The organism is Citrobacter amalonaticus (genome assembly GCF_018252635.1).
Lineage (GTDB): Bacteria > Pseudomonadota > Gammaproteobacteria > Enterobacterales > Enterobacteriaceae > Citrobacter_A > Citrobacter_A amalonaticus_E.
Window position 1 is genome coordinate 410,367 of the sequence record NZ_JAGTXM010000004.1, and the last position, 22,389, is coordinate 432,755.

The window sequence follows — 22,389 nt, forward strand, 5'->3', positions numbered from 1 at the left end:
GCGATCCCCGTCGAAACTTTTGACGAAGGCGGCAGGGATCGCTGTTCTGTCGGGGGTAAGCGCTCTGCTTATCCCCTTTTTATTGCCGTATGTGATGCACTTTTTCCATAAAGCGACTGACCCGCGCCTGATCGACAAAATTGGCGAATACGCCGTCCTTTTTAAAGGTGGTGGCCGTTACGCAACCATCGGCGATGCTAAGTTGCTCCTCGACGTTTTCCAGACACACGCCGGTATTCGCCAGTACCACGGTATCAGGCACGGTTTCTTTGACCCGCTTTAGCAGCGCACTGTCGGTGCGTGCGCCCGCTGTCAGACCAGAGACGCAGAGGGCGTCCGGATGGTTGTTAAAGACAGTGGATTTGGCAATGGAGCAAATATCGCGATTGCTCAGATACACCGCCGCTTCGGGGACAATGTTGAACAGGGTTTTGACCTCGCCCGCGCCGATGCGGTGCTGATGACGAATGGTCTCGCCGACGTTGGTATCCCAGACCCCGAAGTCGCTGGCGTAGGCGCCGGTAAAAATCTCGCGAATGAATTTTGCGCCCGTCGCCATCGCCAGATCGAACGACGCCACCGGATCCCACAACACATTGACGCCAAACGGAATGCGGATTTCGCCCATCAACTGCCCAATCACTCTCGCCATTGCCGCGGTGGTTTCCGGGCGAACCTTCGTGAGATAGGGAAGACTAAACTCGTTGGAAAACATCACGGCATCCACGCCGCCATTCTGTAGCGCCAGCAGATCGTCCCGGGCGCGGTCGATCACCCAGTTCATCCCTTTCTGCGCATCAAAGCTCGGGTCGCCGGGCAATGCGCGCAAATGACACATGGCAATGACGGCTTTTTCCGTTCCAATAACTTCTTTCAGCCAACTCATGAAGGTACTCCTTATTCCGATAGTTCACGTTTACGTAAGAACAGCACGACGCTGGCGACGAGACCCACCGCCACAACGACGCCAATGATGCCAAGCGACATCAGTTCCGAGATCGACCAGCCAAACATGTTGCCCACGGACAGCGCGGAGATTTGCGCATTTTCACTGGCAAAACTGAAGCCGCCCTTAAGCGCCATGTCGGTGAAGTACGGGGCAAACTGCGTGGCGATCAACAGGACGGTAATCATGACAATCACGCCGCTGATTAAGGTACGAATCAGGTCGCCGCGATGGATCACCGTCGCCATACAGATAAAGAACGGCGCGACGGGCAGGTCGGCAAGCGGCAGCACGTTATTGCCGGGTAAGATGCTGGCCAGAATCAACATGATAGGGATCAGCAGCAGGCCAACGGCGATAGTGGTGGGGTGACCCAGCGTGACGGCGGTATCCAGACCGATATACACCTCGCGCCCCTTGAAATGCTTCTGGAAAAATTTGCGGGCGCCGTCGGAGATGGGGAGTAACCCTTCAACAATCAGGCGGATCATGCGCGGGAACAGCACCATAATTGCCGCAACGGTGATCATCAGACTGGCGCAGCCTTTAAAGCCTTCACCCGCTGCGAGACCAAAGATCAGGCCGAGCACCACGCCGATAATGACCGGGTCGCCGACCATACCGTAGCGTTTCTGGATCTCCTGGGCATCGATGTTGCGCCCCTTCATGAACGGGATTTTTTCGTAGACAGCATCCAGCAGAACGAACAGCGGTACGGAGCTGGAACCATATCCTTGCGGTATCGAGATCCCCTCCAGACCGACGATGCTCTGCACGCGTTTTGCCGTCCAGTCGGCCATTTTTAACGACAGCGCCGCGTGGCAAATGGCCCCCAGCACGCCATAAATCAGGCTGCCAGTCATCAACTGGACCACGGTGCCGGTAATGGCGTAGTGCCAGTAGTTATAGATATCGACGTTCATGGTTTTGGTCAGACGGGTGATCAGCATTGCGACGTTGAGCAGAAAAATGATGGGGATAATCATTGCGCCAATGGCGGTGGCGTACCCGACGCCAGAGGCTGGCCCTGCGCCAACGTCAAATACATGCAGAGTCAGACCGAAGCGTTCAATCATCACTTTGATGGGCGGGCTGAGGCTGTCGATCGCCATCACGATGACCAGCCCCATTCCGACAAAACCAATCCCTACCGTCACCCCGGCCTTAATCGCCTGCAGCCAGGGAATACGGAAGATCAATCCAATCACAATCATGATGATGGGGACAAAGACAGTACCGCCGAGAGACAGGATGTAGTCAAACATAGTGCCTCCTTGTTATTGCGTTAACAGTGCCTTGATTTCTTGTTTTAAGGCGTCGTCGTTAATTCCCGTTAGCAGGGCGGCGCCGTTTAACGTGGGAACGCCGTAATCGCTGTTGGTGCGCATGGAGGTCACAATCAGGTCCATGCCGTTACAGTTCAGCGGGATCTCATTGAGACAGCACTGGGCGGTGCTTGCCGCAATGCCTTGCTCGGCAAGGAACTCCTGCAACTTGTGCGCGATCATGGTTGACGTCGACATGCCAGTACCGCATGCCACAAGGATCTTTTTCATAATGGATTTGCCTCTTGTGTAGTGCCTGAATCAGGCTCAACGGGGAAGTGCTCGGCTGGCAGGCCAGCCAGGGCGGTCAATAAGCGAATGCAGTCAGTCAAATCACGTAGACTGGCGACCTCCGCGGGAGAATGGGTATAGCGACAAGGGATAGAGAGACTGGCGCACGGAATGCCGTCCTGCTCAACCTGGATATAACCCGTTTCGGTGATGACGCCGGGCGCTACTTCGCGCTGCACGGGAATATGGTGCGCAAGGGCCGTTTGCTCGAGCATCTGGATAAGCCGTGGTGGCGTGATTAATCCGGCCAGCGTGCCACGACCGTGGTAGTTCAGGCAGGTGATGCCAACACCCTGATTGATTCGGACTTCAGAGTAGTCTTGTAGGTCCGGCGTATCGCATGACGGCGTGATATCAATGCCGATAGCGAGATCCGGTTTAACCCGACGTAACACCGGGACAATACCACGGATGTTGAACTCTTCCTGCACAGAGGCCACCAGATACACCGAGATATCCAGCGACGCGGCGCCGATGGCATCCGCAACGCCCAGCAGCGCTGTGCACCCCAGCCGATCGTCCAGTGCTTTGCTGCACACGAGATCGTTCGCCAGCCGTTGCGGTGGGTTATACAGCGTAACCGGCGTGCCGACCTGGATGCCCATCCGCTGGGCGTCGGCTTTATCTTTCGCGCCGATATCAATCCACAGTTTATCGACGGAAGGCGACTGCGTGCGCTCATCCCCCTTGGCGAAGTGGTACGCCTTAATGCCGATGCATCCCATCACCGGACCGTTATCCCCGACGAGCGTGACGACCGAACCGGACATAGTGACCTGCGCCGGGCCGCCCACGCGTTCAAAGCGCAAAAATCCCGACGGCTCAATTTTGCGTACCATAAAGCCGACTTCATCCATATGGGCGAATATCATCAGCCGCAAGGCGTTTGGGCTATCACTGCCGTAGCGGGCGACAACATTTCCCAGACGATCGCGCCAGACCTCTTTTGCCTGACGTTTAAATTCGCGTAGCATGACTTCAGCGACGCTGTTTTCATGTCCGGAAATGGCATTGAGATGCAAAAGCGAGAACAGTGTTTCCTGCACAGAAAAGGACATAACGATCTCCGTTGAAGATAAAACAATCACTCGTTGAGCGTTTTATAGGCGCTGGCTGGGCGAATAATTGTGAGCCACTTCACGTGGAAATAGCGAAAGCAGAGGAAATAAAAAATAATGTGAGGTAAGTGGAATAAAAACGCTCAATGCTGATGAATGTCTGAACGTGGGAGGAAGGAAACGGGTGAGTGAAATTATTGAGATCAATGACACGCTACAGCTACGGGCGGTAGAGGAATGTCATGTAGCCGGGTTGCATCAACTGGTTCGTAAGAACAGCGCATGGCTACAGCAGTCCTTAGACTGGCCGCAGTACGTCAATACGGAAGAGGATACGCGCAAGACGGTGCAGGGTAACATGATGCTGCATCAGCGGGGCTACGCCAAAATGTTCCTGATTTTTGACGGCGAGGAGATGCTGGGCGTGCTGTCGTTTAATCAGATCGAGCCGTTGAACAAAGCGGCTTATATCGGTTACTGGATAGATGAAGCACAGCAGGGGAAAGGGATCCTGTCGCGCGCGCTGCAGGCGTTTATTCATTGGTATGCCGGGCGAGGCGAAATTCGTCGCTTTGTGATCAAATGCCGGGTAAGAAATCTGGCAAGTAATCAGGTTGCACTGCGCAATGGCTTTGAACTGGAAGGCTGCCTGAAGCAGGCGGAGTTCCTGAACGGTCGCTATGACGATGTTAACCTGTATGCACGAATCATCGATTCGTCGTTACAGTGAACCAATCAGCGGCGTGCGGGTAATGTGCTGTTCGCCACTGAACACTTTTGGGCCGCGCAGGTGAATGGCATCGTCTGTAGCGGCTTCAACGATGGTGCGCCCCCGGATGTCGATGTGATTTTCAATCAGCACCTCACCGAGAATACGTGCCTCGCCCTCAATCAGAATGTGGTCGTCGAGCAAAATGGGACCACCGCGCAGTACGGCGTTACCGCCCACCAACACGTGGTGTTTAAGCACGCAATTGCCTTCCACCCGGGCCTGCTCCGCCACCTGTGAACTGTAGCGCAGGGTAGGGATCGCATCGTCCCCGGTGCCGGCGATCACCTGTGCACGACCATAGACTTTCGCGCAATCGCATATCCAGACGTTATTTTCGTCATTACCTTCAATCAGCGCGTCATCGAAGACTTCGGCACGGTGCTCAATGAAGGCATAACTGACGATGGCATCGCCATAGATTTGCGCCTGATGGACAATGCGCGAATGGCTGACCGTCGCACGGTCGTAGATTTGCAGGATCTGATCGCGTTCGACGGTCAGTCCACGCGCCGCAATGATTTCCGATTGTTGCAAGATACGCGCGTCGCCAAAGAGGTGGCAGTCGCCGCGAACCGTAGATGACTGAATGGTGACGTTGTCACTTATTCTGGCGCCGTGACTGAGCTCGGCATGGTCAATCCAGACGTTATTGCTAATACGAACGTTATCGCGCAGGAGACAGGGTTGCGTGATACGCGCATTCCCCGAAATCGTGCAACCGGCGAAGGCCAACGAGTTTTCGTCATAAATCCAGCAGTGTCCATCGTGGGCCAGCACATTTTCATCATCAATCCAGCCGCCAGCGTCACCGGTTTTAACATCATTAAAGTCTCTGAGTGCGATTATCTGGCGTAGTAAAACGCGCTTTTTATTGCCATTATCCTGGTAGCTGAACGCGCGCGGTTCGTCGCTGAGTCGGTATTTACGCATGAAGATATCTCGTTGAGTCACTTACTCTAACCGTAGCAAATTCTGCGGCACTGGCTAAAACAGATGAAATTCCATAAAATGCATTTCAAATATACTTTAAAGAATAAACAAAATGAGTAACAGTAAGCGTGGCGATCGTGTGCTGAATCTTCCCGCCGGCTACTTTGGCATGGTCCTGGGGACGATAGGAATGGGGTTTGCCTGGCGTTATGCCAGTCAAATCTGGCCTGTCAGCCAGTGGTTCGGCGACGGTCTGGTGATTCTGGCGATGGTAATATGGGGACTATTAACGCTGTCGTTTATCACGCGTCTGATTCGTTTCCCGCACAGTGTGATCGCCGAGATTCGCCATCCGGTGATGAGCAGTTTTGTCAGTCTGTTCCCGGCCACCACCATGCTGGTGGCGATCGGCTTTGTGCCGTGGAGTCGTCCGCTGGCGATTGGCCTGTTCAGCATTGGGGTCGTCATTCAACTGCTTTATGCTGCGTGGCAGACCGCCGGACTGTGGCGCGGGTCGCATCCACAAGAGGCAACAACGCCAGGACTCTATTTACCGACGGTCGCTAACAACTTTATCAGCGCGATGGCCTGCGGCGCATTAGGGTATACCGATGCCGGACTGGTCTTTTTAGGGGCTGGTGTTTTTTCCTGGCTGAGCCTGGAACCGGTCATCCTGCAACGTCTGCGCAGTGCCGGTGAATTACCCGCAGCCATGCGGACCTCGCTTGGGATCCAACTTGCGCCTGCGCTGGTGGCCTGTAGCGCCTGGCTGAGCGTCAATGGCGGTGAGGGCGACACGCTGGCGAAAATGCTGTTTGGCTACGGTCTGCTGCAACTGCTGTTTATGCTCCGGCTGATGCCCTGGTATTTGTCGCAACCGTTTAACGCCTCATTCTGGAGTTTCTCGTTCGGCGTGTCGGCGCTGGCGACCACCGGATTGCATCTCGGCCACGCCAACACGTCAGGTTTTTTTCACACGCTGGCATTGCCACTGTTCATCTTTACCAATGTTATCATCGCATTATTGCTGGTACGCACGTTCGCACTGCTGGTACAGGGAAAACTGCTCATTCGCACCGAACGTGCGGCATTACTGAAATCTGAGGATAAAAAATGACCCTTCGTGACGAAAATTACTTCACTGAAAAATACGATTTAACCCGCACGCATTCTGATGTTCTTGAGGCGGTGAAGATCGTCAGACCGGGAAAAACGCTGGATCTAGGTTGTGGCAATGGGCGTAACAGTCTGTATCTGGCGGCGCAGGGTTATGACGTGACCGCGTGGGATAAAAACCCGATGAGCATCGCCAACGTCGAGCGTATCAAAGCGGCTGAAGGGCTGGATAATCTCCAGGCGAAGGTGGTGGATCTCAACGCGCTGACGTTTGAGGGGGAATATGATTTTATTCTTTCCACCGTGGTAATGATGTTCCTTGAAGCAAAAACCATTCCTGGGTTGATTGATAATATGCAGCGCTGCACAAAGCCGGGCGGTTATAACCTGATTGTCGCCGCGATGGATACGGACGATTTCCCGTGCACGGTCGGTTTCCCGTTTGCGTTTAAAGAAGGGGAGCTTCGTCGTTATTACGAAGGTTGGGAATTACTCAAATATAATGAGGATGTCGGTGAATTGCATCGTACAGATGCAAACGGTAATCGTATTAAACTGCGTTTTGCCACGCTGTTAGCGCGTAAAACAGCGTAAGTAGATATCCCGCTAACCCCCTCTGCGCCCAGCATTTTTCTTAAATGTGGGCGCCTCGAGCAAAATGTGCTGTAGGTGCCATTTTTAATTCAACGCAGATAATTTCCCTTTGCTATTATTCCATTTGCATATCTGCAAATTCTAAGGGATCGATTCATGCGTACTCATACTTTATTTAAAGTTGCAGTGCTTACTGGTTTACTGGCCTTATCAGGCTGTGCCTCAAAAGTCACACAGCCGGATAAATACTCTGGGTTTTTAAAAGACTATTCCGGTCTTCAGGAAACAAAATCCGCAACCGGGCATCCGGTACTGCGTTGGGTCGACCCCAACTATAGCGAAAGCAACTATGACAATATTGTCTGGAATCCGGTGACTTACTATCCCGCACCGAAGCCAACCACCCAGGTCGGGCAGAAGGTGTTAGATCAGTTGCAGAGTTACACCGATACAAAACTGAAAACGGCGGTCAGTCAGCGTAAGCCACTGGTGACCACGCCTGGCCCACGCAGTCTGATATTCCGCGGTGCGATTACCGGTGTCGATACCAGTAAAGAAGGGCTACAGTTCTATGAAGTCGTGCCGGTGGCGCTGGTCGTTGCCGGAACACAGATGGCTACCGGTCACCGTTCCATGGACACCCATCTCTACTTTGAAGGCGAGTTAATCGACGCGGCGACCAATAAACCGGTGATTAAGGTTGTCCGTCAGGGCGAAGGCAAAGATCTGAACAACCAGAACACGCCGATGGCATTCGAGAACCTGAAACAGGTTGTGGATGATATGGCGACGGACGCCACCATGTTTGATATCAACAGGAAATAATGGCAACGCGCCATCGTTTCGATGGCGCGTTTTGCAATTACGCCGTCCGGCGGTGCAAAAGTGCCGGTGGACGCGCAAACATCACCAGATTTCCCACCAGAATCAGAACCAGTCCTGCCACTGCATTCATCTGCCAGATATAGCCTTCGTAAACCGTGGAAAATGACAGCGCGACCAATGGAAACAGAAGCGTACTGTACGCGGCATTGCTCGGGCCAATTCTTCCCACCAACGTAAAGTAGGCAGCGAAGGCGACGACCGATCCGAAAACCGCCAGATACAGCAGGGCGCCCAGATAGCTGAAAGTCCATTCTGGGGTGAAATTATCCCCTCGCAGCAGCGCAATCGTTGCAATGAGCAGCGTGCCATACAGCATGGCCCAACTGTTTGTGGTCATCACCTCAAGACCTTTTTTCTGATGCCGGAGGCTTATCATGTTTCCCAGTGAGAAACCAAAGGTCCCCAACGCGCTCAGACCGATGCCCAGCAGCAGCGATCCGCTAAAGCCGCTGTTCATCAGATCCTGCCAGAAGAGGGTGACGATGCCGGTAAGGCCCAACGCGGCGGCGCAGTAAAAACGCAACGGGGGTTTTTGTCCAAAGAAAAAGAAGCTATTCACTGCGTTAAACAGCACCGCCATGGAAAAAATCACCGACTCCAGGCCGGTATTGATCCAGGCCGCTGCGGTGTAAAAACACCAGAAGTTGAAGCAGAAGATACAGCTCCCTTGCAGCAGGCAGAACAGATGATCACGAAACGATAGCGTTCGTAGCTTTCCACGTACCAGCATAATCAGCATCATTAACGCTGTTGCCACCGCAAAACGCCAGAAAATCGAGACCGGTGCGGCAACCGGGCCTTGCTGTAAATAAATGGCGATCCACGTGGTTCCCCAGATCACCACGACCAGACAATATAACAGTACATTCATTATTTTCTCCCTTCATACTCAATGACTGACTGTCGCAGATTACAGGGGCGACCCGCTTTCATCGGTTTGCGGGATACTTGCAAAATCTTGCGCTTTTTTCCGTCGGGCGGGTGGTAACCGCAGTGACCTGCGATAGACTGAATGCCTGAACAACAGCGTTAATGTGGTGGTATGACCCGGTCTTACGATGCTTTTGAAAAATTGAGTCAACACAATGCCGTGTTACAGGAGTCGGTCGAGTTGCGTTCGGGCGTCCAACTGGCGGCATGGTCGAACAAGCGCGATACCATCACGCAGTATTGCGATCATCACACGCTCAGTCTGTATGTGGCAGATGGCTACGAGAGTTATCAGAAAACGCCTTCCGGCTGGAAAAATGGTGGCGGCCCGGATCGCTTCTGTCTGCTGCCTAAAGAGAGTGAATCTACCTGGGATATCCGGGACGACCTCTCGTTCGTACATCTCTACTGTACTGACGCGCATCTGCGTGAAGTCGGAGAAAAAGTCTGGGATAAAAGCCCTTACCGTTTTACGCTGGATGAACGGACATTTGGCAACGATCCAGGAATTACGGCGGTCTATCGACAGTTTTTACTGGGTAACGACTGGCACCAGCCCGCGAATCATCTGACGCTTAGCGCCGCGTCGTCGCTTCTGATGACCCACATGATTCAGCACTACAGCAACGTGCAGTGGCGATTGCCGACGGTAACGGGTGGGCTCGCGCCAGCGACGTTGCGCAATGTGCTGGCTTATATCGACGCCCATCTCGCGGAGCCGTTGACGCTTGCCGATCTGGCCTATGAAGCCGCGCTGAGCGAATTTCATTTTGCCCGAATGTTCCGCCAGTCAATGAAAATGGCGCCGCATCAGTATGTGATGCAGCGCCGGATGGAAGTGGCAAAGCAACTGGTCTGTCATTCACAGCGTCCGTTAACGGAGATTGCGTTGGCCTGTGGATTCAGTTCACCAAGTCACTTCAGTAATCGTTTCAAGCAGGTGACCGGGAAAACGCCATCGCAGTTACGCGCGTCGCGCCAGCCTTAACACGGTGTAGCAGATCCCCCCTGCGATCAGCCCCCAGAATGCCGAACCAATTCCACACAGCGTTAGCCCACTGGCGGTCACCAAAAAGGTTACCACGGCGGCGTCACGTTCACCTTCATGATTCAACGCCTGATACAGACTGCCCGAAATCGTACCCAGCAGCGCCAGTCCCGCCAGCATCTGGATGCCGCTCGCCGGTAGGGCAGCCATTATCCCGGTAATTGAGCTACCGAAAATGCCGGCCAACAGGTAGAACACACCGGCGGCCGCAGCGGCCAGCCAGCGTTTATCTGCATCCGGATGGGCCTCCTGACTTTGACAAATCGCGGCGGTGATGGCGGCAATGCAGATGGAATAGACGCCGAAGGGAGAAAACAGTAGCGCTAACACGCCGGTGACAATGATCAGGGGTGAGACCGGGACATGGTAGCCTGCGGCCTTCATGGTCGCTACGCCGGGCGCATTCTGCGACGCCATTGTCACCAGAAAGAGCGGTACGGCAATGCCCAGACTGTGAGCCAGGGAAAACTGCGGGGCAATAAAAGTGGGGAATACCGGGGCCAACGCGAATGATGATGTGACAACGTCACCTTTTAATGGCGCAACGATCGCGCCAGCTATCAGTGCTGCAATCACCGCATAGCGCGGCGCAATTCTCTTCAGAATCAACCATGCCAGCAGCATACCGCCACCAGGCAGAAACTGGTCTTGGAGACTGGTAAATGCCTGCAAGCCAAAGCGAAGCAAAATCCCGGCCAGCATGGCCGCCGCCAGCGAATGGGGGATGACCTGCATCAGGCGAGCGAATAATCCCGTCACGCCGCACAACACAATCAGCGCATTGGCGATGATGAACACGCCAATCGCTTCTGGCAGCGTCAGTCCCTGAAGTCCTGTCACCAATAGCGCGGCGCCGGGCGTTGACCATGCCGTTAATACCGGCGCACGATACCAGAGCGTTAAGAGCAGCGTACTGACACCCATCGCGATGCCAAGGGCGGTCATCCAGCCGGCAATTTGTGCCGTACTGGCACCCGCCGCGATCGCGGCCTGCCAGATGATGGCCGCAGAGCTGGCATAGCCCACCAGTACGGCGACAAAGCCTGATAGCAGTGTGGGTAACGGTATGGAAAACGAACGCATCAGCATTCCTTGTGCGTTATAACGGTCATTCAATTTAGCATCTGGGCGTTATAACGTACAAGTGGTAAGCTGATATTTTGGGAGGATATCAATGGACAACCTGACGCACTATCTGGCGAACACCTTAAAGACATTACGTAAACAGCGTGAGTGGAGCTTATCGCGCCTGGCCGAGGCTACCGGTGTGTCAAAAGCGATGCTCGGGCAAATTGAGCGCAACGAATCCAGTCCCACGGTTGCGACGTTATGGAAGATTGCTACCGGGCTGAATGTGCCGTTCTCTACCTTTATTTCGCCTCCGGAATCTGAGCCGCTGCCGACGTTTGACCCGCAAGAGCAGGCGATGGTCGTGACGCCACTGTTCCCGTGGGATCCAGTGCTGCGCTTTGATCACTTTTCAATTTTGCTGGCGCCTGGCGCGCTCAGTGAATCCACGCCGCATGAAGCCGGTGTTATTGAACATGTGGTGGTGATCGCAGGCGAACTGGAGATGTGTATTGATCAGCAATGGCGCGTTGTCAGGGCCGGAGAAGGGGTTCGCTTTGCCGGTGACAAGGCGCATGCTTATCGCAACCGCAGCGAACAGAGCGTGCATTTTCATTCGCTCATCCATTACCCACGCAGTTAAGCGGGAAAACTATTTCGCAAAGCGGCGCTTCTGACTACAATAGCCGCCATTTTGCTGCTACTGGATAAAACAACGCTATGCGCCCGTCTCCACATCGCCTTGAATTGTTAAGCCCGGCACGTGATACCGCCATTGCCCGCGAAGCCATTTTGCATGGTGCAGATGCCGTCTATATTGGTGGTCCTGGCTTTGGAGCGCGTCATAATGCCAGCAATAGCCTGAAAGATATCGCCGAACTGGTGCCGTTTGCCCATCGCTATGGCGCAAAAATTTTTATCACGCTAAACACAATTCTTCACGATGATGAACTGGAGCCCGCACAGCGGCTGATTACCGATCTCTACCAGACCGGCGTTGACGCACTGATCGTCCAGGATATGGGCATTCTGGAGCTCGACATCCCGCCCATCGAACTGCATGCCAGCACCCAGTGCGATATTCGCAGCGTGGAGAAGGCCAAATTTCTCGCTGATGTGGGATTCACGCAGATCGTGCTGGCGCGTGAACTGAGTCTTGAGCAGATTCAGGCCATTCATCAGTCAACCGATGCCACCATCGAATTTTTTGTCCACGGGGCGCTATGCGTGGCGTATTCGGGACAGTGCTATATTTCGCATGCGCAAACGGGGCGTAGCGCCAACCGTGGCGACTGCTCGCAGGCATGCCGCTTACCGTACACCCTGAAAGACGATCAGGGGCGGGTGGTGTCGTATGAAAAACATCTGCTGTCGATGAAAGATAACGATCAAACGGCTAACCTGGGGGCGCTTATCGACGCCGGTGTGCGTTCCTTCAAGATTGAAGGGCGTTACAAAGACATGAGCTACGTGAAGAATATCACCGCCCACTATCGGCAGATGCTGGATGCCATCATTGAAGAGCGCGATGACCTGGCGCGGGCTTCCGCCGGACGCACGGAACATTTCTTTACCCCGTCAACGGATAAAACCTTTCATCGCGGCAGTACCGACTACTTTGTGAATGCACGTAAAGGGGATATCGGCGCGTTTGATTCGCCAAAGTTTATCGGCCTGCCGGTCGGTGAAGTGCTGAATGTGGCGAAAGATCACCTCGACGTTGAGGTCAGCGAACCGCTGGCGAACGGCGATGGTCTTAACGTCCTGATCAAACGTGATGTTGTGGGCTTTCGCGCCAATACGGTCGAAAAAACGGGACATCATCGCTACCGAGTCTGGCCGAATGAGATGCCCGCCGATCTGCATAAACTGCGCCCACACCATCCGCTGAACCGCAATCTCGATCACAACTGGCAGCAGGCGTTAACCAAAACCTCAAGCGAGCGTCGGGTGGCGGTGGATATTGAACTGGGCGGCTGGCAGGAACAGCTGATCCTGACGTTGACCAGTGAAGAGGGCGTCAGTATCACCCATACGCTGGATGGACTCTTTGATGAGGCCAACAATGCTGAAAAAGCGTTGAACGGCCTGAAGGATGGACTGGCAAAACTGGGCCAGACGATCTATTACGCTCGCGAAATTGCAGTGAATCTGCCCGGTGCCCTGTTTGTACCGAACAGCCTGCTTAATGCGTTCCGCCGGGAAGCCGTGGAGATGCTGGACGCCGCGCGTCTTGCAAGCTACTCGCGCGGCGTTCGCAAGCCCGTGTCTGAACCTGCACCGGTTTACCCGCAAACGCATCTGAGTTTTCTGGCCAACGTTTACAATCATAAGGCACGGGCGTTTTATCATCGCTATGGCGTACAGTTAATTGATGCGGCCTATGAAGCACATGAAGAAAAGGGCGATGTGCCGGTGATGATCACCAAGCACTGCCTGCGCTTTGCCTTTAATCTGTGCCCGAAGCAGGCGAAAGGCAATATCAAGAGCTGGAAGGCGACGCCGATGCAACTGGTCAACGGCGATGAGGTGTTAACGCTGAAATTTGATTGCCGCCCGTGCGAAATGCACGTGATCGGTAAAATCAAACATCACATTCTGAAGATGCCGCAACCCGGCAGCGTGGTGGCTTCCGTCAGCCCGGAAGAGCTGATGAAAACGCTGCCGAAGCGCGGAGGTTAAGTTAAGGCCTGGGCAAGTGGCTCTCCGGCCTGCGTGATTTTTGCCAGTCATGGTGCTCGCGCAGGCTTTCAGCAGACTCCTCTGCCACGGAACGCAGCTCATCGCTATCCGCTTCATGTCGCAACTGATGATCCACATTTTTGACCCACAGGAATTCATGACCTTTATGTCCAGCCATGAGTTGACCGGAAAACAACGCGCAGGTAAGCAAAATAACCGATAACGTTTTTGGAAACATGATGCCACTCTCTGGTTGCGGTTTGTGGGAATGATGCCAACACTTTCGTTTGGTTATTATTCAATTATTCAAGTTAATGCAAAAGATTTGTCAGCGCCGGGTAAGCCTGGAGCTTACCCGGTGCAGTTAGTGAGATTTAAATCCCGCCGCCGTCATGATCAGGCGAAAGAACATTCCTGTGACCGCCAGCGTAAGCACACTGCCGCCCCAGAGGATGACCAGCCACATCAGGCGTTTCCAGACAGATTGTTGCATCAATGATACCCCTCGCCATGTTGAACCTTGCCGCGAAACACGTAGTAACTCCAGAAGGTATAAACCAGAATAATTGGGATGATCAGTAGCGCGCCGACCAGCATAAAGCCCTGACTTTGCGCGGGAGCGGCCGCCTGCCAGAGCGTAATGGATGGCGGAATAATATGCGGCCAGATACTGATCCCCAGTCCGCTGAAGCCGAGAAAAATCAGTCCGAGGGTCAACACAAAAGGTCGTGCGTGGCTGTGTTGCTGGTTAAGCGTTCGCCATAGCCAGAAGCCAATCGTCGCCACCAGCAGCGGAACCGGCAACAGGAACCACAGATTAGGCAGCGCAAACCAGCGTTCCGCTATCGCCGGGTGCGCCAGTGGGGTCCACAGGCTGATCGTCGCAATTACCAGTAGCATCACCAGCAGCAACTTTTTCGCCACGACGCGCATTTTATCCTGCAACGGATTTTCACTTTTCATCACCAGCCAGGTGGCACCCAGCAGCGCGTAAGTGACCACCAGTCCTGCACCACAGAACAGGGTGAAAGGGGTGAACCAGTCAAATGGTCCGCCGCTGAAACGGCGACCGGTGACGGTAAAACCGTTGATCACCGCACCCACTACCACGCCCTGAGTGAATGTCGCCAGAATCGAACCGCAGAGAAAGGCTTTATCCCAGAACGGACGATGAGCGGGCGTAGCGTTGAAGCGAAATTCAAAGGCGACGCCGCGAAAAATCAGTCCAATAAGCATCAGCGTCAGTGGGATAGTCAGGGCATCAATAATCACCGCATAGGCCAGCGGAAACGCGCCGAACAGCCCGGCACCGCCGAGAACCAGCCAGGTTTCATTACCATCCCAGACCGGGGCCACGCTGTTCACCATCACGTCGCGATCGCGGGCATCGCGGATGGCGGGAAACAAAATGCCAATACCTAAATCAAATCCGTCCATTACGATGTACATCAGTGTGGCGAAGACGATGATGACGAACCAGATGACTGATAAATCAATACCCATTAGCGGTGTGCCTCATGTTGAGAATCGAGGACGGCAGCAGACAGCGGTCTGGCAGGCGTGCCGGTTGGCGGTGTGGGAGAAAGTATGTCCTGCGGCCCTTTACGGATAAGGCGGATCATGTAGCTGTAACCCACGCCGAAGACGGCGCTATAGACGACAAAGAACGCCAGCAGGGAAATACTCATGTGCAGGTCGCCGTGGGCGGAGACCGCATCCGCAGTGCGTTGCAGGCCATAGACAACCCACGGCTGACGGCCTACTTCGGTTGTTACCCATCCGGCCAGAATCGCGATAAGTCCGGACGGCCCCATCCATAAGGCAAAGCGCAAGAAAGGACGCGAGGTAAACAGGCGCTGTTTATAGCGCAACCACAGGGCGCATACGCCAAGCAGGATCATCAGCATGCCGAGGCCTGCCATAATACGAAACGACCAGAAGACTATCGTCGAGTTTGGGCGGTCTTCCTTCGCAAACTCTTTCAACGCCGGAACCTGTTTATCCAGGCTGTGCGTCAGGATCAGGCTACCCAGCGCCGGGATTTCCAGTCCATAACGGGTACGTTCCTGTTCCATGTCCGGCCAGCCAAACAGCAACAGCGGAGTCGGTTCTCCCGGTGGATTTTCCCAGTGGCCCTCAATGGCGGCAATTTTGGCAGGCTGGTGTTTTAGCGTATTCAGACCATGCATGTCGCCAATAAGCGCCTGAAGGGGAGCGATAATCAGCGTCATCCACAGCGCCATCGAGAACATCGCGCGAATGGCAGGCGTGTTGTTTCCGCGCAGCAAATGCCAGGCAGCCGACGCGCCAACAAACAGCGCACTACTCAGAAACGCCGCTACCGACATGTGCAGCAAGCGGTAAGGAAATGAAGGGTTGAAAATAACCGCAAACCAGTCCACCGGCACGACCTGACCGTTGACGATTTCATAGCCCTGCGGCGTCTGCATCCAGCTGTTGGACGCGAGGATCCAGAAGGTGGAAATAATGGTGCCCAGCGCAACCATACAGGTGGAGAAAAAGTGTAATCCGGGGCCAACCTTGTTCCAGCCAAACAGCATCACACCGAGGAACCCGGCTTCCAGGAAGAACGCGGTGAGCACCTCGTAGGTCAGCAATGGCCCAGTGATACTGCCGGCGAACTCGGAAAACCCGCTCCAGTTGGTACCAAACTGGTAGGCCATCACCAGACCGGACACCACGCCCATACCAAAGTTAACGGCGAATATTTTCGACCAGAACTGGTAGAGCGAGCGCCAGACGGGATTTTTGCTTTTAAGCCAAAGGCCTTCCAGCACCGCAAGATAGCTGGCAAGGCCAATAGTAATCGCCGGAAAAATAATGTGGAAGGAAACCGTAAAGGCGAACTGGATCCTTGCCAGATGAAACGCATCAAGACCGAACATGCAGTGCTCCACAGCAAAAATTGATTCAGCGCAATTTTAAGTCTTTGACGATTTCAGTATCAGAAACAGTAGGGGCTTTTAAAACCATAACAGTTACCAAAGTGTTGAGAATTTTACTTACTGATATACACTGCGTGAGTCCACATGTTTTGACTCGCAAGAGAGTAACGATGAAAAAGTATCAGAGACTGGCTGAACAACTCTGTGAGCAGATCGCTTCTGGCGTCTGGCAACCAGGCGATCGTCTGCCGTCTCTGCGTGAGCAGGTGGTCAGCAGCGGGATGAGTTTTATGACCGTCGGGCACGCCTATCAGCTGCTGGAAAGTCAGGGACGGATCATCGCGCGCCCTCAGTCCGGCTACTATGTTGCGCCGCGCCCGGTTCACCAGACAACGGTGCAACCGGCCCAGGTGATACGCGACGAAGCGGTAGATATCAACACCTATATCTTCGAGATGCTACAGGCCAGCCGGGATGCGTCGGTGATGCCGTTTGCCTCTGCATTTCCCGATCCGCGTCTATTTCCCCTCCAGCAGTTGAACCGTTCCCTGGCACAGGTGAGCAGAACCGCAACCGCGATGAGCGTGATTGAGAATCTGCCGCCAGGTAACGCCGAATTGCGCCACGCCATTGCCCGTCGCTACGCCTTACAGGGCATTACCGTCTCGCCTGATGATATTGTCATCACCGCCGGGGCGCTGGAGGCGCTTAACCTGAGCCTGCAGGCGGTGACTGAACCGGGTGACTGGGTGATTGTCGAAAACCCTTGTTTCTACGGTGCGTTACAGGCGCTGGAACGACTTCGCCTTAAAGCGCTGTCGGTTGCCACTGACGTGAAAGAGGGAATCGACCTCGCGGCGCTGGAGCAGGCGTTGCAGGCGTATCCGGTCAAAGCATGCTGGCTGATGACCAACAGCCAGAACCCGCTCGGCTTTACCCTCAGTCCGGAGAAAAAGGCGCGTCTGGTTGAGATACTCGATCGCCATAACGTGATGTTGATTGAAGATGACGTCTACAGCGAACTCTATTTTGGTCGGGAGAAACCATTACCAGCCAAAGCGTGGGATCGGGCTGACAAGGTGCTGCACTGCTCGTCGTTTTCCAAATGTCTGGTGCCAGGCTTTCGCATTGGCTGGGTTGCCGCAGGCAAACATGCCCGCCAGATCCAGCGTTTACAACTGATGAGTACGCTCTCCACCAGTTCACCGATGCAGCTGGCGCTGGTCGATTATCTCTCCACACGCCGCTATGATGCCCATCTGCGCCGCCTGCGGCGGCAACTGGCAGAACGTAAACAGCTGGCATGGCAAACGCTTTTGCGTCATCTCCCTGCGGAAGTCAAAATACATCACAACAACAGCGGCTATTTTCTCTGGCTCGAACTGCCGGAATCTCTGGATGCGGGTGAACTGACCGCGCAGGCATTGGCTCACCATATCAGCATCGCACCGGGGAAAATGTTCTCGACCTCAGACACCTGGAAACGCTTTTTCCGCTTCAATACCGCATGGGGTTGGGGAGAACGTGAAGAAGCCGCGGTAAAACAACTGGGGCAACTTATTCGCGCCCTGATGAAATAAAACATACGCGCGATTCTATATAAAAGAATAGCGCGTTCTTATTTAGAAAATATCAGCAAGAACCGTACGATTTTATTTCCCGCAGAGCATCATAGGAAATATCAATAGCTTTTGTTTTTCCTCCTCGTCAGCTAACCCCTTGTCTATACTCCAGAAGATAACTGCGCAATACCGCACGCCGGGGCGTAATGCGCGTTATGTCACAACCTGATTAAATTTCCTCGTGCCGGGAGGTGCGCTGACGACGCGCCGACTATTTTTAGGAAAGGACATATATTTACGGCATGGCTGCCGCTCAATATTTTGCGACAGGAGTAAGATCTTATGAGCAAGAAATTTGCCCGCAGCAGCCTGTGCGCGCTCAGTATGACGCTGATGACCGCGCACGCCGCCGAACCGCCTACCGCTTTAGGCGAGGGCGAAGGCCGCCTGGATATTATCGCCTGGCCGGGTTATATCGAACGCGGTCAGACCGATAAACAGTACGACTGGGTGACGCAATTCGAAAAAGAGACCGGTTGTGCGGTTAACGTTAAAACGGCAGCGACATCGGATGAAATGGTCAGTCTGATGGCGAAAGGCGGGTACGATCTGGTAACCGCCTCTGGCGATGCCTCGTTACGTCTGATCATGGGAAAACGCGTGCAGCCGATTAATACGGCGCTTATTCCTGGCTGGAAAAACGTCGATCCCCGTGTGGTCAACGGCGACTGGTTCAACGTGGCGGGAAAAGTCTACGGCACGCCGTATCAGTGGGGGCCGAACCTGCTGATGTACAACACGCAAACCTTCCCGACGCCACCAGACAGCTGGAACGTGGTGTTCGTTGAACAAAACCTTCCGGACGGAAAAAGCAACAAAGGCCGCGTTCAGGCCTATGACGGACCGATTTACATTGCCGATGCGGCGCTGTTTGTGAAAGCCACCCAGCCGCAACTGGGGATCTCGGATCCGTATCAACTCACCGAAGAACAGTATCAGGCGGTATTGAAAGTCCTGCGCGATCAGCATGGTTTGATTCACCGTTACTGGCACGACACCACGGTACAAATGAGCGATTTCAAAAATGAGGGCGTCGTGGCCTCGAGCGCCTGGCCGTATCAGGCGAACGCCCTGAAAGGCGAAGGACAACACATCGGCACCGTGTTCCCGAAAGAGGGCGTCACCGGCTGGGCCGATACCACCATGCTGCACAGCGAAGCGAAACACCCTGTTTGTGCCTACAAATGGATGAACTGGTCGTTAACACCCAAAGTACAGGGCGATGTGGCCGCGTGGTTTGGATCGCTACCGGTGGTGGCTGAAGGCTGCAAAGCCAGTACGTTGCTGGGCGAAAAAGGCTGTGAAACCAATGGCTACCGCTATTTTGACAAAATTGCCTTCTGGAAAACGCCTGTCGCGGAAGGGGGTAAGTTCGTGCCGTACAGTCGCTGGACGCAGGATTACATCGCCATCATGGGTGGTCGTTAACGTCACTGGGGTGATTTATGACGTACGCAGTGGAGTTTGACAACGTCTCGCGCCTGTACGGTGACGTGCGGGCGGTCGATGGCGTCAGTATTGCGATTAAAGACGGTGAATTTTTCTCTATGCTGGGGCCCTCCGGCTCTGGCAAAACCACCTGCCTGCGGCTGATTGCCGGATTCGAACAGCTTTCCGGCGGTTCGATTGCCATCTTTGGCAAGCAGGCCCGCGATTTGCCGCCCTGGGAGCGGGATGTGAATACCGTTTTCCAGGATTACGCGCTGTTTCCCCACATGTCGATCCTCGACAATGTCGCTTATGGCCTGATGGTCAAAGGCGTTGATAAGAAACAGCGCCATGCCAGGGCTCGCGAGGCGCTGGAGAAGGTGGCGTTGGGGTTTGTCTTTGAGCGCAAGCCGTCACAGCTTTCCGGCGGTCAGCGTCAGCGGGTGGCGATCGCCCGGGCGCTGGTCAACGAACCGCGTGTGCTGTTGCTGGATGAACCGCTCGGCGCGCTGGATCTGAAGCTGCGCGAGCAGATGCAACTGGAGCTGAAAAAACTCCAGCAGTCGCTGGGGATCACGTTCATCTTCGTGACTCACGATCAGGGCGAAGCGCTGTCGATGTCCGATCGTGTGGCGGTCTTTAACAACGGACGCATTGAGCAGGTGGATTCACCGCGTGAGCTATACATGCGTCCGCGCACGCCGTTTGTGGCGGGCTTCGTCGGGACATCGAACGTCTTTGATCCGGCGATGGCCGCAAATGTTTGCGGAATGACGGGCAGTTACTCGCTACGTCCGGAGCATATCCGGCTCAATGTGGCTGGCGAGATCCAGGCTCAGGGAGTGATTCAGGCGGTGCAGTATCAAGGGGCCGCGACCCGTTTTGAGCTCAAGCTTACCGGCGGCGAAAAGCTGTTGGTCAGTCAGGCCAATCAGACGGGAGAACCTTTTGAAACAACGCTCGCACCCGGCCAGCCGGTGATGGTGTCATGGCCGCGCGAGGTCATGGTGCCACTGGTCGAGGAGAGGTGAATGGCAATGAACGTGCTTTCCACGCCTTCACGGCCTGGCGGTGTGAGTAAAATCACCGGCTTTTTCTGGCGTCATCCCGGACTGTGGCTGTTTTTGCTGCTGCTTGGACCGCTGATGTGGTTTGGTATTGTCTACTTTGGCTCGCTGCTGACGCTGCTGTGGCAAGGGTTTTACACCTTTGACGACTTCACGATGTCGGTGACGCCGGACCTGACGCTTGCCAATCTTCGCGCGCTGTTTAATCCCGCCAACTACGACATCATTTTTCGCACGCTGATGATGGCGATCGCGGTGACGATAGCCAGCGCGATTCTGGCGTTTCCGATGGCATGGTACATGGCGCGTTATACCAGCGGTAAGATGAAAGCGTTTTTCTATATTGCGGTCATGCTGCCGATGTGGGCGAGTTATATTGTCAAAGCCTATGCCTGGACGTTGCTGTTGGCGAAAGATGGTGTGGCGCAGTGGTTTCTGGTCCATCTCGGCTTAGAACCTCTGTTAACCAGCCTGCTGACGCTACCGGCGATAGGGGGTAACACACTTTCAACGTCAGGGTTGGGGCGTTTTATGGTGTTCGTCTACATCTGGCTGCCGTTTATGATCCTGCCGGTTCAGGCCGCACTGGAACGGTTGCCACCGTCGCTGTTACAGGCGTCCGCCGACCTGGGGGCTCGTCCACGTCAGACCTTCCGCCATGTGGTTCTGCCGCTGGCGATCCCTGGTATCGCCGCCGGTTCGATCTTCACCTTTTCCCTGACGCTGGGTGATTTCATCGTGCCGCAACTGGTGGGGCCGCCGGGCTATTTCATCGGCAACATGGTCTATTCCCAACAGGGCGCGATTGGCAACATGCCAATGGCGGCGGCGTTTACGCTGGTACCGATTGTGCTGATTGCCCTTTATCTGGCGTTCGTGAAACGCCTGGGAGCGTTCGATGCACTCTGAGCGCGCACCGTTTTTCCTCAAACTGGCGGCCTGGGGCGGGGTTATTTTCCTGCACTTCCCGATTCTGCTCATCGCGGCCTATGCGTTTAATACCGAGGACGCGGCCTTTAGCTTTCCACCGCAGGGACTGACGCTACGCTGGTTTAGCGTTGCCGCGCAGCGTAGCGATATTCTGGATGCGGTGACGTTGTCACTAAAAATTGCCGCGTTGTCGACGGCGATTGCGCTGGTGCTTGGCACGCTGGCGGCAGCGGCGCTTTGGCGGCGTGATTTCTTCGGTAAAAATGCCATTTCGCTGTTGCTGCTGTTACCGATTGCCTTACCGGGGATTGTCACCGGTCTGGCGCTACTGACCGCGTTTAAGACGGTCAATCTTGACCCGGGTTTTTTCACGATTGTGGTCGGTCACGCGACGTTCTGCGTGGTGGTGGTGTTTAACAACGTGATAGCCCGCTTTCGTCGCACTTCATGGAGCCTGGTGGAGGCTTCTATGGATCTTGGCGCTAACGGCTGGCAAACCTTCCGCTATGTCGTGCTGCCAAATCTGGGCTCGGCGTTGCTGGCCGGGGGAATGCTGGCGTTCGCGCTGTCATTCGATGAAATCATTGTCACGACCTTTACTGCCGGTCATGAACGGACGCTGCCGCTGTGGTTACTCAATCAGTTAGGGCGACCGCGCGACGTACCGGTGACGAACGTCGTGGCACTGCTGGTTATGCTGGTCACAACCATTCCGATTCTGGGGGCGTGGTGGCTCACGCGTGAAGGCGACAGCGTCGCCGGAAACGGTAAATAAACAACAACATGGGAAA

General features: G+C 54.6%; 23 protein-coding genes. 12 read left to right on the top strand and 11 right to left on the bottom strand.

Annotated elements, in window-relative coordinates; translation table 11 throughout:
- Window positions 1–79: 79 nt before the first annotated feature.
- The 4 genes from sgcQ to KE671_RS14765 are packed head-to-tail and all read right to left on the bottom strand — an operon-like array spanning window position 80 to window position 3,620.
- Window positions 80–886, bottom strand: a complete 807-nt coding sequence (gene sgcQ / locus KE671_RS14750; protein WP_206163539.1) for a BtpA/SgcQ family protein — start codon at window positions 884–886, stop codon at window positions 80–82.
- Between the two features lie 11 nt (window positions 887–897).
- Entirely contained in the window at window positions 898–2,211 is a 1,314-nt protein-coding gene (sgcC, locus tag KE671_RS14755) for a PTS sugar transporter subunit IIC SgcC (RefSeq protein ID WP_206163540.1), read from the bottom strand.
- 12 nt (window positions 2,212–2,223) lie between these two features.
- Window positions 2,224–2,502, bottom strand: a complete 279-nt coding sequence (gene sgcB / locus KE671_RS14760) for a PTS sugar transporter subunit IIB SgcB (protein ID WP_206163541.1) — start codon at window positions 2,500–2,502, stop codon at window positions 2,224–2,226.
- Window positions 2,499–3,620, bottom strand: coding sequence for a M42 family metallopeptidase (locus KE671_RS14765; RefSeq protein ID WP_206163542.1), 1,122 nt, complete (start codon window positions 3,618–3,620; stop codon window positions 2,499–2,501). The genes sgcB and KE671_RS14765 overlap by 4 nt, the downstream gene beginning before the upstream one ends.
- Window positions 3,621–3,804: 184 nt before the next feature.
- On the opposite strand from KE671_RS14765, the gene rimL reads away from it, so the two are divergent.
- Entirely contained in the window at window positions 3,805–4,350 is a 546-nt protein-coding gene (rimL, locus tag KE671_RS14770) for a 50S ribosomal protein L7/L12-serine acetyltransferase (protein ID WP_206163543.1), read from the top strand.
- Here the strand turns inward: rimL and ydcK are convergent.
- Entirely contained in the window at window positions 4,342–5,322 is a 981-nt protein-coding gene (gene ydcK, locus KE671_RS14775; RefSeq protein ID WP_206163544.1) for a YdcK family protein, read from the bottom strand. The genes rimL and ydcK overlap by 9 nt on opposite strands.
- 112 nt (window positions 5,323–5,434) lie before the next feature.
- Here ydcK and tehA point away from each other — a divergent pair, with 112 nt between their 5' ends.
- The 3 genes from tehA (at window position 5,435) to KE671_RS14790 (ending at window position 7,857) form a co-directional block, all read left to right on the top strand.
- Window positions 5,435–6,439 carry a dicarboxylate transporter/tellurite-resistance protein TehA gene (gene tehA, locus KE671_RS14780; protein ID WP_206163545.1) on the top strand — a complete coding sequence of 335 codons (1,005 nt, stop codon included), beginning with the start codon at window positions 5,435–5,437 and terminating at the stop codon, window positions 6,437–6,439.
- Window positions 6,436–7,032: a tellurite resistance methyltransferase TehB gene (gene tehB / locus KE671_RS14785; protein ID WP_206163546.1), complete on the top strand. Its 597-nt coding sequence runs from the start codon at window positions 6,436–6,438 to the stop codon at window positions 7,030–7,032. The genes tehA and tehB overlap by 4 nt, the downstream gene beginning before the upstream one ends.
- Before the next feature lie 156 nt (window positions 7,033–7,188).
- On the top strand, window positions 7,189–7,857 hold the full coding sequence (locus KE671_RS14790) for a DUF3313 domain-containing protein (RefSeq protein WP_206163547.1): 669 nt from the start codon (window positions 7,189–7,191) through the stop codon (window positions 7,855–7,857).
- A 37-nt stretch (window positions 7,858–7,894) separates the two neighbouring features.
- On the opposite strand, the gene KE671_RS14795 is transcribed toward KE671_RS14790, so the two are convergent.
- Window positions 7,895–8,788 (bottom strand): DMT family transporter, encoded by an 894-nt coding sequence (locus tag KE671_RS14795; RefSeq protein ID WP_206163548.1) that lies wholly within the window; start codon window positions 8,786–8,788, stop codon window positions 7,895–7,897.
- Window positions 8,789–8,959: 171 nt separating this feature from the next.
- Between KE671_RS14795 and KE671_RS14800 the strand changes: the two genes are divergently transcribed.
- Window positions 8,960–9,835 carry a helix-turn-helix domain-containing protein gene (locus KE671_RS14800; protein WP_206163549.1) on the top strand — a complete coding sequence of 292 codons (876 nt, stop codon included), beginning with the start codon at window positions 8,960–8,962 and terminating at the stop codon, window positions 9,833–9,835.
- Here the strand turns inward: KE671_RS14800 and KE671_RS14805 are convergent.
- Window positions 9,812–10,978, bottom strand: a complete 1,167-nt coding sequence (locus tag KE671_RS14805) for a benzoate/H(+) symporter BenE family transporter (protein ID WP_206163550.1) — start codon at window positions 10,976–10,978, stop codon at window positions 9,812–9,814. The two genes, KE671_RS14800 and KE671_RS14805, sit on opposite strands and share 24 nt — an antisense overlap.
- A gap of 91 nt (window positions 10,979–11,069) precedes the next feature.
- Here KE671_RS14805 and KE671_RS14810 point away from each other — a divergent pair, with 91 nt between their 5' ends.
- Window positions 11,070–11,606 (top strand): helix-turn-helix domain-containing protein, encoded by a 537-nt coding sequence (locus KE671_RS14810; protein ID WP_206163551.1) that lies wholly within the window; start codon window positions 11,070–11,072, stop codon window positions 11,604–11,606.
- A 77-nt stretch (window positions 11,607–11,683) separates the two neighbouring features.
- The gene (locus KE671_RS14815) at window positions 11,684–13,645 is read left to right on the top strand and encodes a peptidase U32 family protein (RefSeq protein ID WP_206163552.1); all 1,962 of its coding nucleotides are present in this window, start codon (window positions 11,684–11,686) and stop codon (window positions 13,643–13,645) included.
- A 1-nt stretch (window position 13,646) separates the two neighbouring features.
- On the opposite strand, the gene KE671_RS14820 is transcribed toward KE671_RS14815, so the two are convergent.
- From KE671_RS14820 to KE671_RS14835, 4 genes are all read right to left on the bottom strand, one after another.
- Window positions 13,647–13,883, bottom strand: coding sequence for a DUF2554 family protein (locus KE671_RS14820; protein ID WP_206163553.1), 237 nt, complete (start codon window positions 13,881–13,883; stop codon window positions 13,647–13,649).
- A gap of 126 nt (window positions 13,884–14,009) precedes the next feature.
- The gene (locus KE671_RS14825) at window positions 14,010–14,138 is read right to left on the bottom strand and encodes a DUF2474 domain-containing protein (RefSeq protein ID WP_206163554.1); all 129 of its coding nucleotides are present in this window, start codon (window positions 14,136–14,138) and stop codon (window positions 14,010–14,012) included.
- A complete protein-coding gene (gene cydB, locus KE671_RS14830) occupies window positions 14,138–15,148 on the bottom strand; it encodes a cytochrome d ubiquinol oxidase subunit II (protein WP_206163555.1) in 1,011 nt (336 codons plus the stop codon). The genes KE671_RS14825 and cydB overlap by 1 nt, the downstream gene beginning before the upstream one ends.
- Window positions 15,148–16,551, bottom strand: coding sequence for a cytochrome ubiquinol oxidase subunit I (locus KE671_RS14835; RefSeq protein ID WP_206163556.1), 1,404 nt, complete (start codon window positions 16,549–16,551; stop codon window positions 15,148–15,150). Before KE671_RS14835 ends, cydB begins: the two co-directional genes overlap by 1 nt.
- 170 nt (window positions 16,552–16,721) lie before the next feature.
- Here KE671_RS14835 and KE671_RS14840 point away from each other — a divergent pair, with 170 nt between their 5' ends.
- The 5 genes from KE671_RS14840 (at window position 16,722) to KE671_RS14860 (ending at window position 22,373) form a co-directional block, all read left to right on the top strand.
- Window positions 16,722–18,131 carry a PLP-dependent aminotransferase family protein gene (locus tag KE671_RS14840; RefSeq protein WP_206163557.1) on the top strand — a complete coding sequence of 470 codons (1,410 nt, stop codon included), beginning with the start codon at window positions 16,722–16,724 and terminating at the stop codon, window positions 18,129–18,131.
- A 324-nt stretch (window positions 18,132–18,455) separates the two neighbouring features.
- Complete coding sequence (gene ydcS / locus KE671_RS14845) at window positions 18,456–19,601, top strand: putative ABC transporter substrate-binding protein YdcS (protein ID WP_206163558.1); 1,146 nt, start codon at window positions 18,456–18,458, stop codon at window positions 19,599–19,601.
- 17 nt (window positions 19,602–19,618) lie between these two features.
- Entirely contained in the window at window positions 19,619–20,632 is a 1,014-nt protein-coding gene (locus tag KE671_RS14850) for an ABC transporter ATP-binding protein (RefSeq protein ID WP_206163559.1), read from the top strand.
- Window positions 20,633–21,577, top strand: coding sequence for an ABC transporter permease (locus KE671_RS14855; RefSeq protein ID WP_206163560.1), 945 nt, complete (start codon window positions 20,633–20,635; stop codon window positions 21,575–21,577).
- A complete protein-coding gene (locus KE671_RS14860; RefSeq protein ID WP_206163561.1) occupies window positions 21,567–22,373 on the top strand; it encodes an ABC transporter permease in 807 nt (268 codons plus the stop codon). The genes KE671_RS14855 and KE671_RS14860 overlap by 11 nt, the downstream gene beginning before the upstream one ends.
- The last annotated feature ends 16 nt before the right edge of the window (window positions 22,374–22,389 follow it).

Excerpts from the sequence above, each read along its gene's own strand:
- sgcQ (WP_206163539.1), bottom strand. The coding sequence starts at position 886 with ATGAGTTGGCTGAAAGAAGTTATTGGAACGGAAAAAGCCGTCATTGCC.
- sgcC (WP_206163540.1), bottom strand. The coding sequence starts at position 2,211 with ATGTTTGACTACATCCTGTCTCTCGGCGGTACTGTCTTTGTCCCCATC.
- sgcB (WP_206163541.1), bottom strand. The coding sequence starts at position 2,502 with ATGAAAAAGATCCTTGTGGCATGCGGTACTGGCATGTCGACGTCAACC.
- KE671_RS14765 (WP_206163542.1), bottom strand. The coding sequence starts at position 3,620 with ATGTCCTTTTCTGTGCAGGAAACACTGTTCTCGCTTTTGCATCTCAAT.
- ydcK (WP_206163544.1), bottom strand. The coding sequence starts at position 5,322 with ATGCGTAAATACCGACTCAGCGACGAACCGCGCGCGTTCAGCTACCAG.
- tehA (WP_206163545.1), top strand. The coding sequence starts at position 5,435 with ATGAGTAACAGTAAGCGTGGCGATCGTGTGCTGAATCTTCCCGCCGGC.
- tehB (WP_206163546.1), top strand. The coding sequence starts at position 6,436 with ATGACCCTTCGTGACGAAAATTACTTCACTGAAAAATACGATTTAACC.
- KE671_RS14790 (WP_206163547.1), top strand. The coding sequence starts at position 7,189 with ATGCGTACTCATACTTTATTTAAAGTTGCAGTGCTTACTGGTTTACTG.
- KE671_RS14795 (WP_206163548.1), bottom strand. The coding sequence starts at position 8,788 with ATGAATGTACTGTTATATTGTCTGGTCGTGGTGATCTGGGGAACCACG.
- KE671_RS14800 (WP_206163549.1), top strand. The coding sequence starts at position 8,960 with ATGACCCGGTCTTACGATGCTTTTGAAAAATTGAGTCAACACAATGCC.
- KE671_RS14805 (WP_206163550.1), bottom strand. The coding sequence starts at position 10,978 with ATGCGTTCGTTTTCCATACCGTTACCCACACTGCTATCAGGCTTTGTC.
- KE671_RS14810 (WP_206163551.1), top strand. The coding sequence starts at position 11,070 with ATGGACAACCTGACGCACTATCTGGCGAACACCTTAAAGACATTACGT.
- KE671_RS14815 (WP_206163552.1), top strand. The coding sequence starts at position 11,684 with ATGCGCCCGTCTCCACATCGCCTTGAATTGTTAAGCCCGGCACGTGAT.
- KE671_RS14820 (WP_206163553.1), bottom strand. The coding sequence starts at position 13,883 with ATGTTTCCAAAAACGTTATCGGTTATTTTGCTTACCTGCGCGTTGTTT.
- KE671_RS14825 (WP_206163554.1), bottom strand. The coding sequence starts at position 14,138 with ATGCAACAATCTGTCTGGAAACGCCTGATGTGGCTGGTCATCCTCTGG.
- cydB (WP_206163555.1), bottom strand. The coding sequence starts at position 15,148 with ATGGGTATTGATTTATCAGTCATCTGGTTCGTCATCATCGTCTTCGCC.
- KE671_RS14835 (WP_206163556.1), bottom strand. The coding sequence starts at position 16,551 with ATGTTCGGTCTTGATGCGTTTCATCTGGCAAGGATCCAGTTCGCCTTT.
- KE671_RS14840 (WP_206163557.1), top strand. The coding sequence starts at position 16,722 with ATGAAAAAGTATCAGAGACTGGCTGAACAACTCTGTGAGCAGATCGCT.
- ydcS (WP_206163558.1), top strand. The coding sequence starts at position 18,456 with ATGAGCAAGAAATTTGCCCGCAGCAGCCTGTGCGCGCTCAGTATGACG.
- KE671_RS14850 (WP_206163559.1), top strand. The coding sequence starts at position 19,619 with ATGACGTACGCAGTGGAGTTTGACAACGTCTCGCGCCTGTACGGTGAC.
- KE671_RS14855 (WP_206163560.1), top strand. The coding sequence starts at position 20,633 with ATGGCAATGAACGTGCTTTCCACGCCTTCACGGCCTGGCGGTGTGAGT.
- KE671_RS14860 (WP_206163561.1), top strand. The coding sequence starts at position 21,567 with ATGCACTCTGAGCGCGCACCGTTTTTCCTCAAACTGGCGGCCTGGGGC.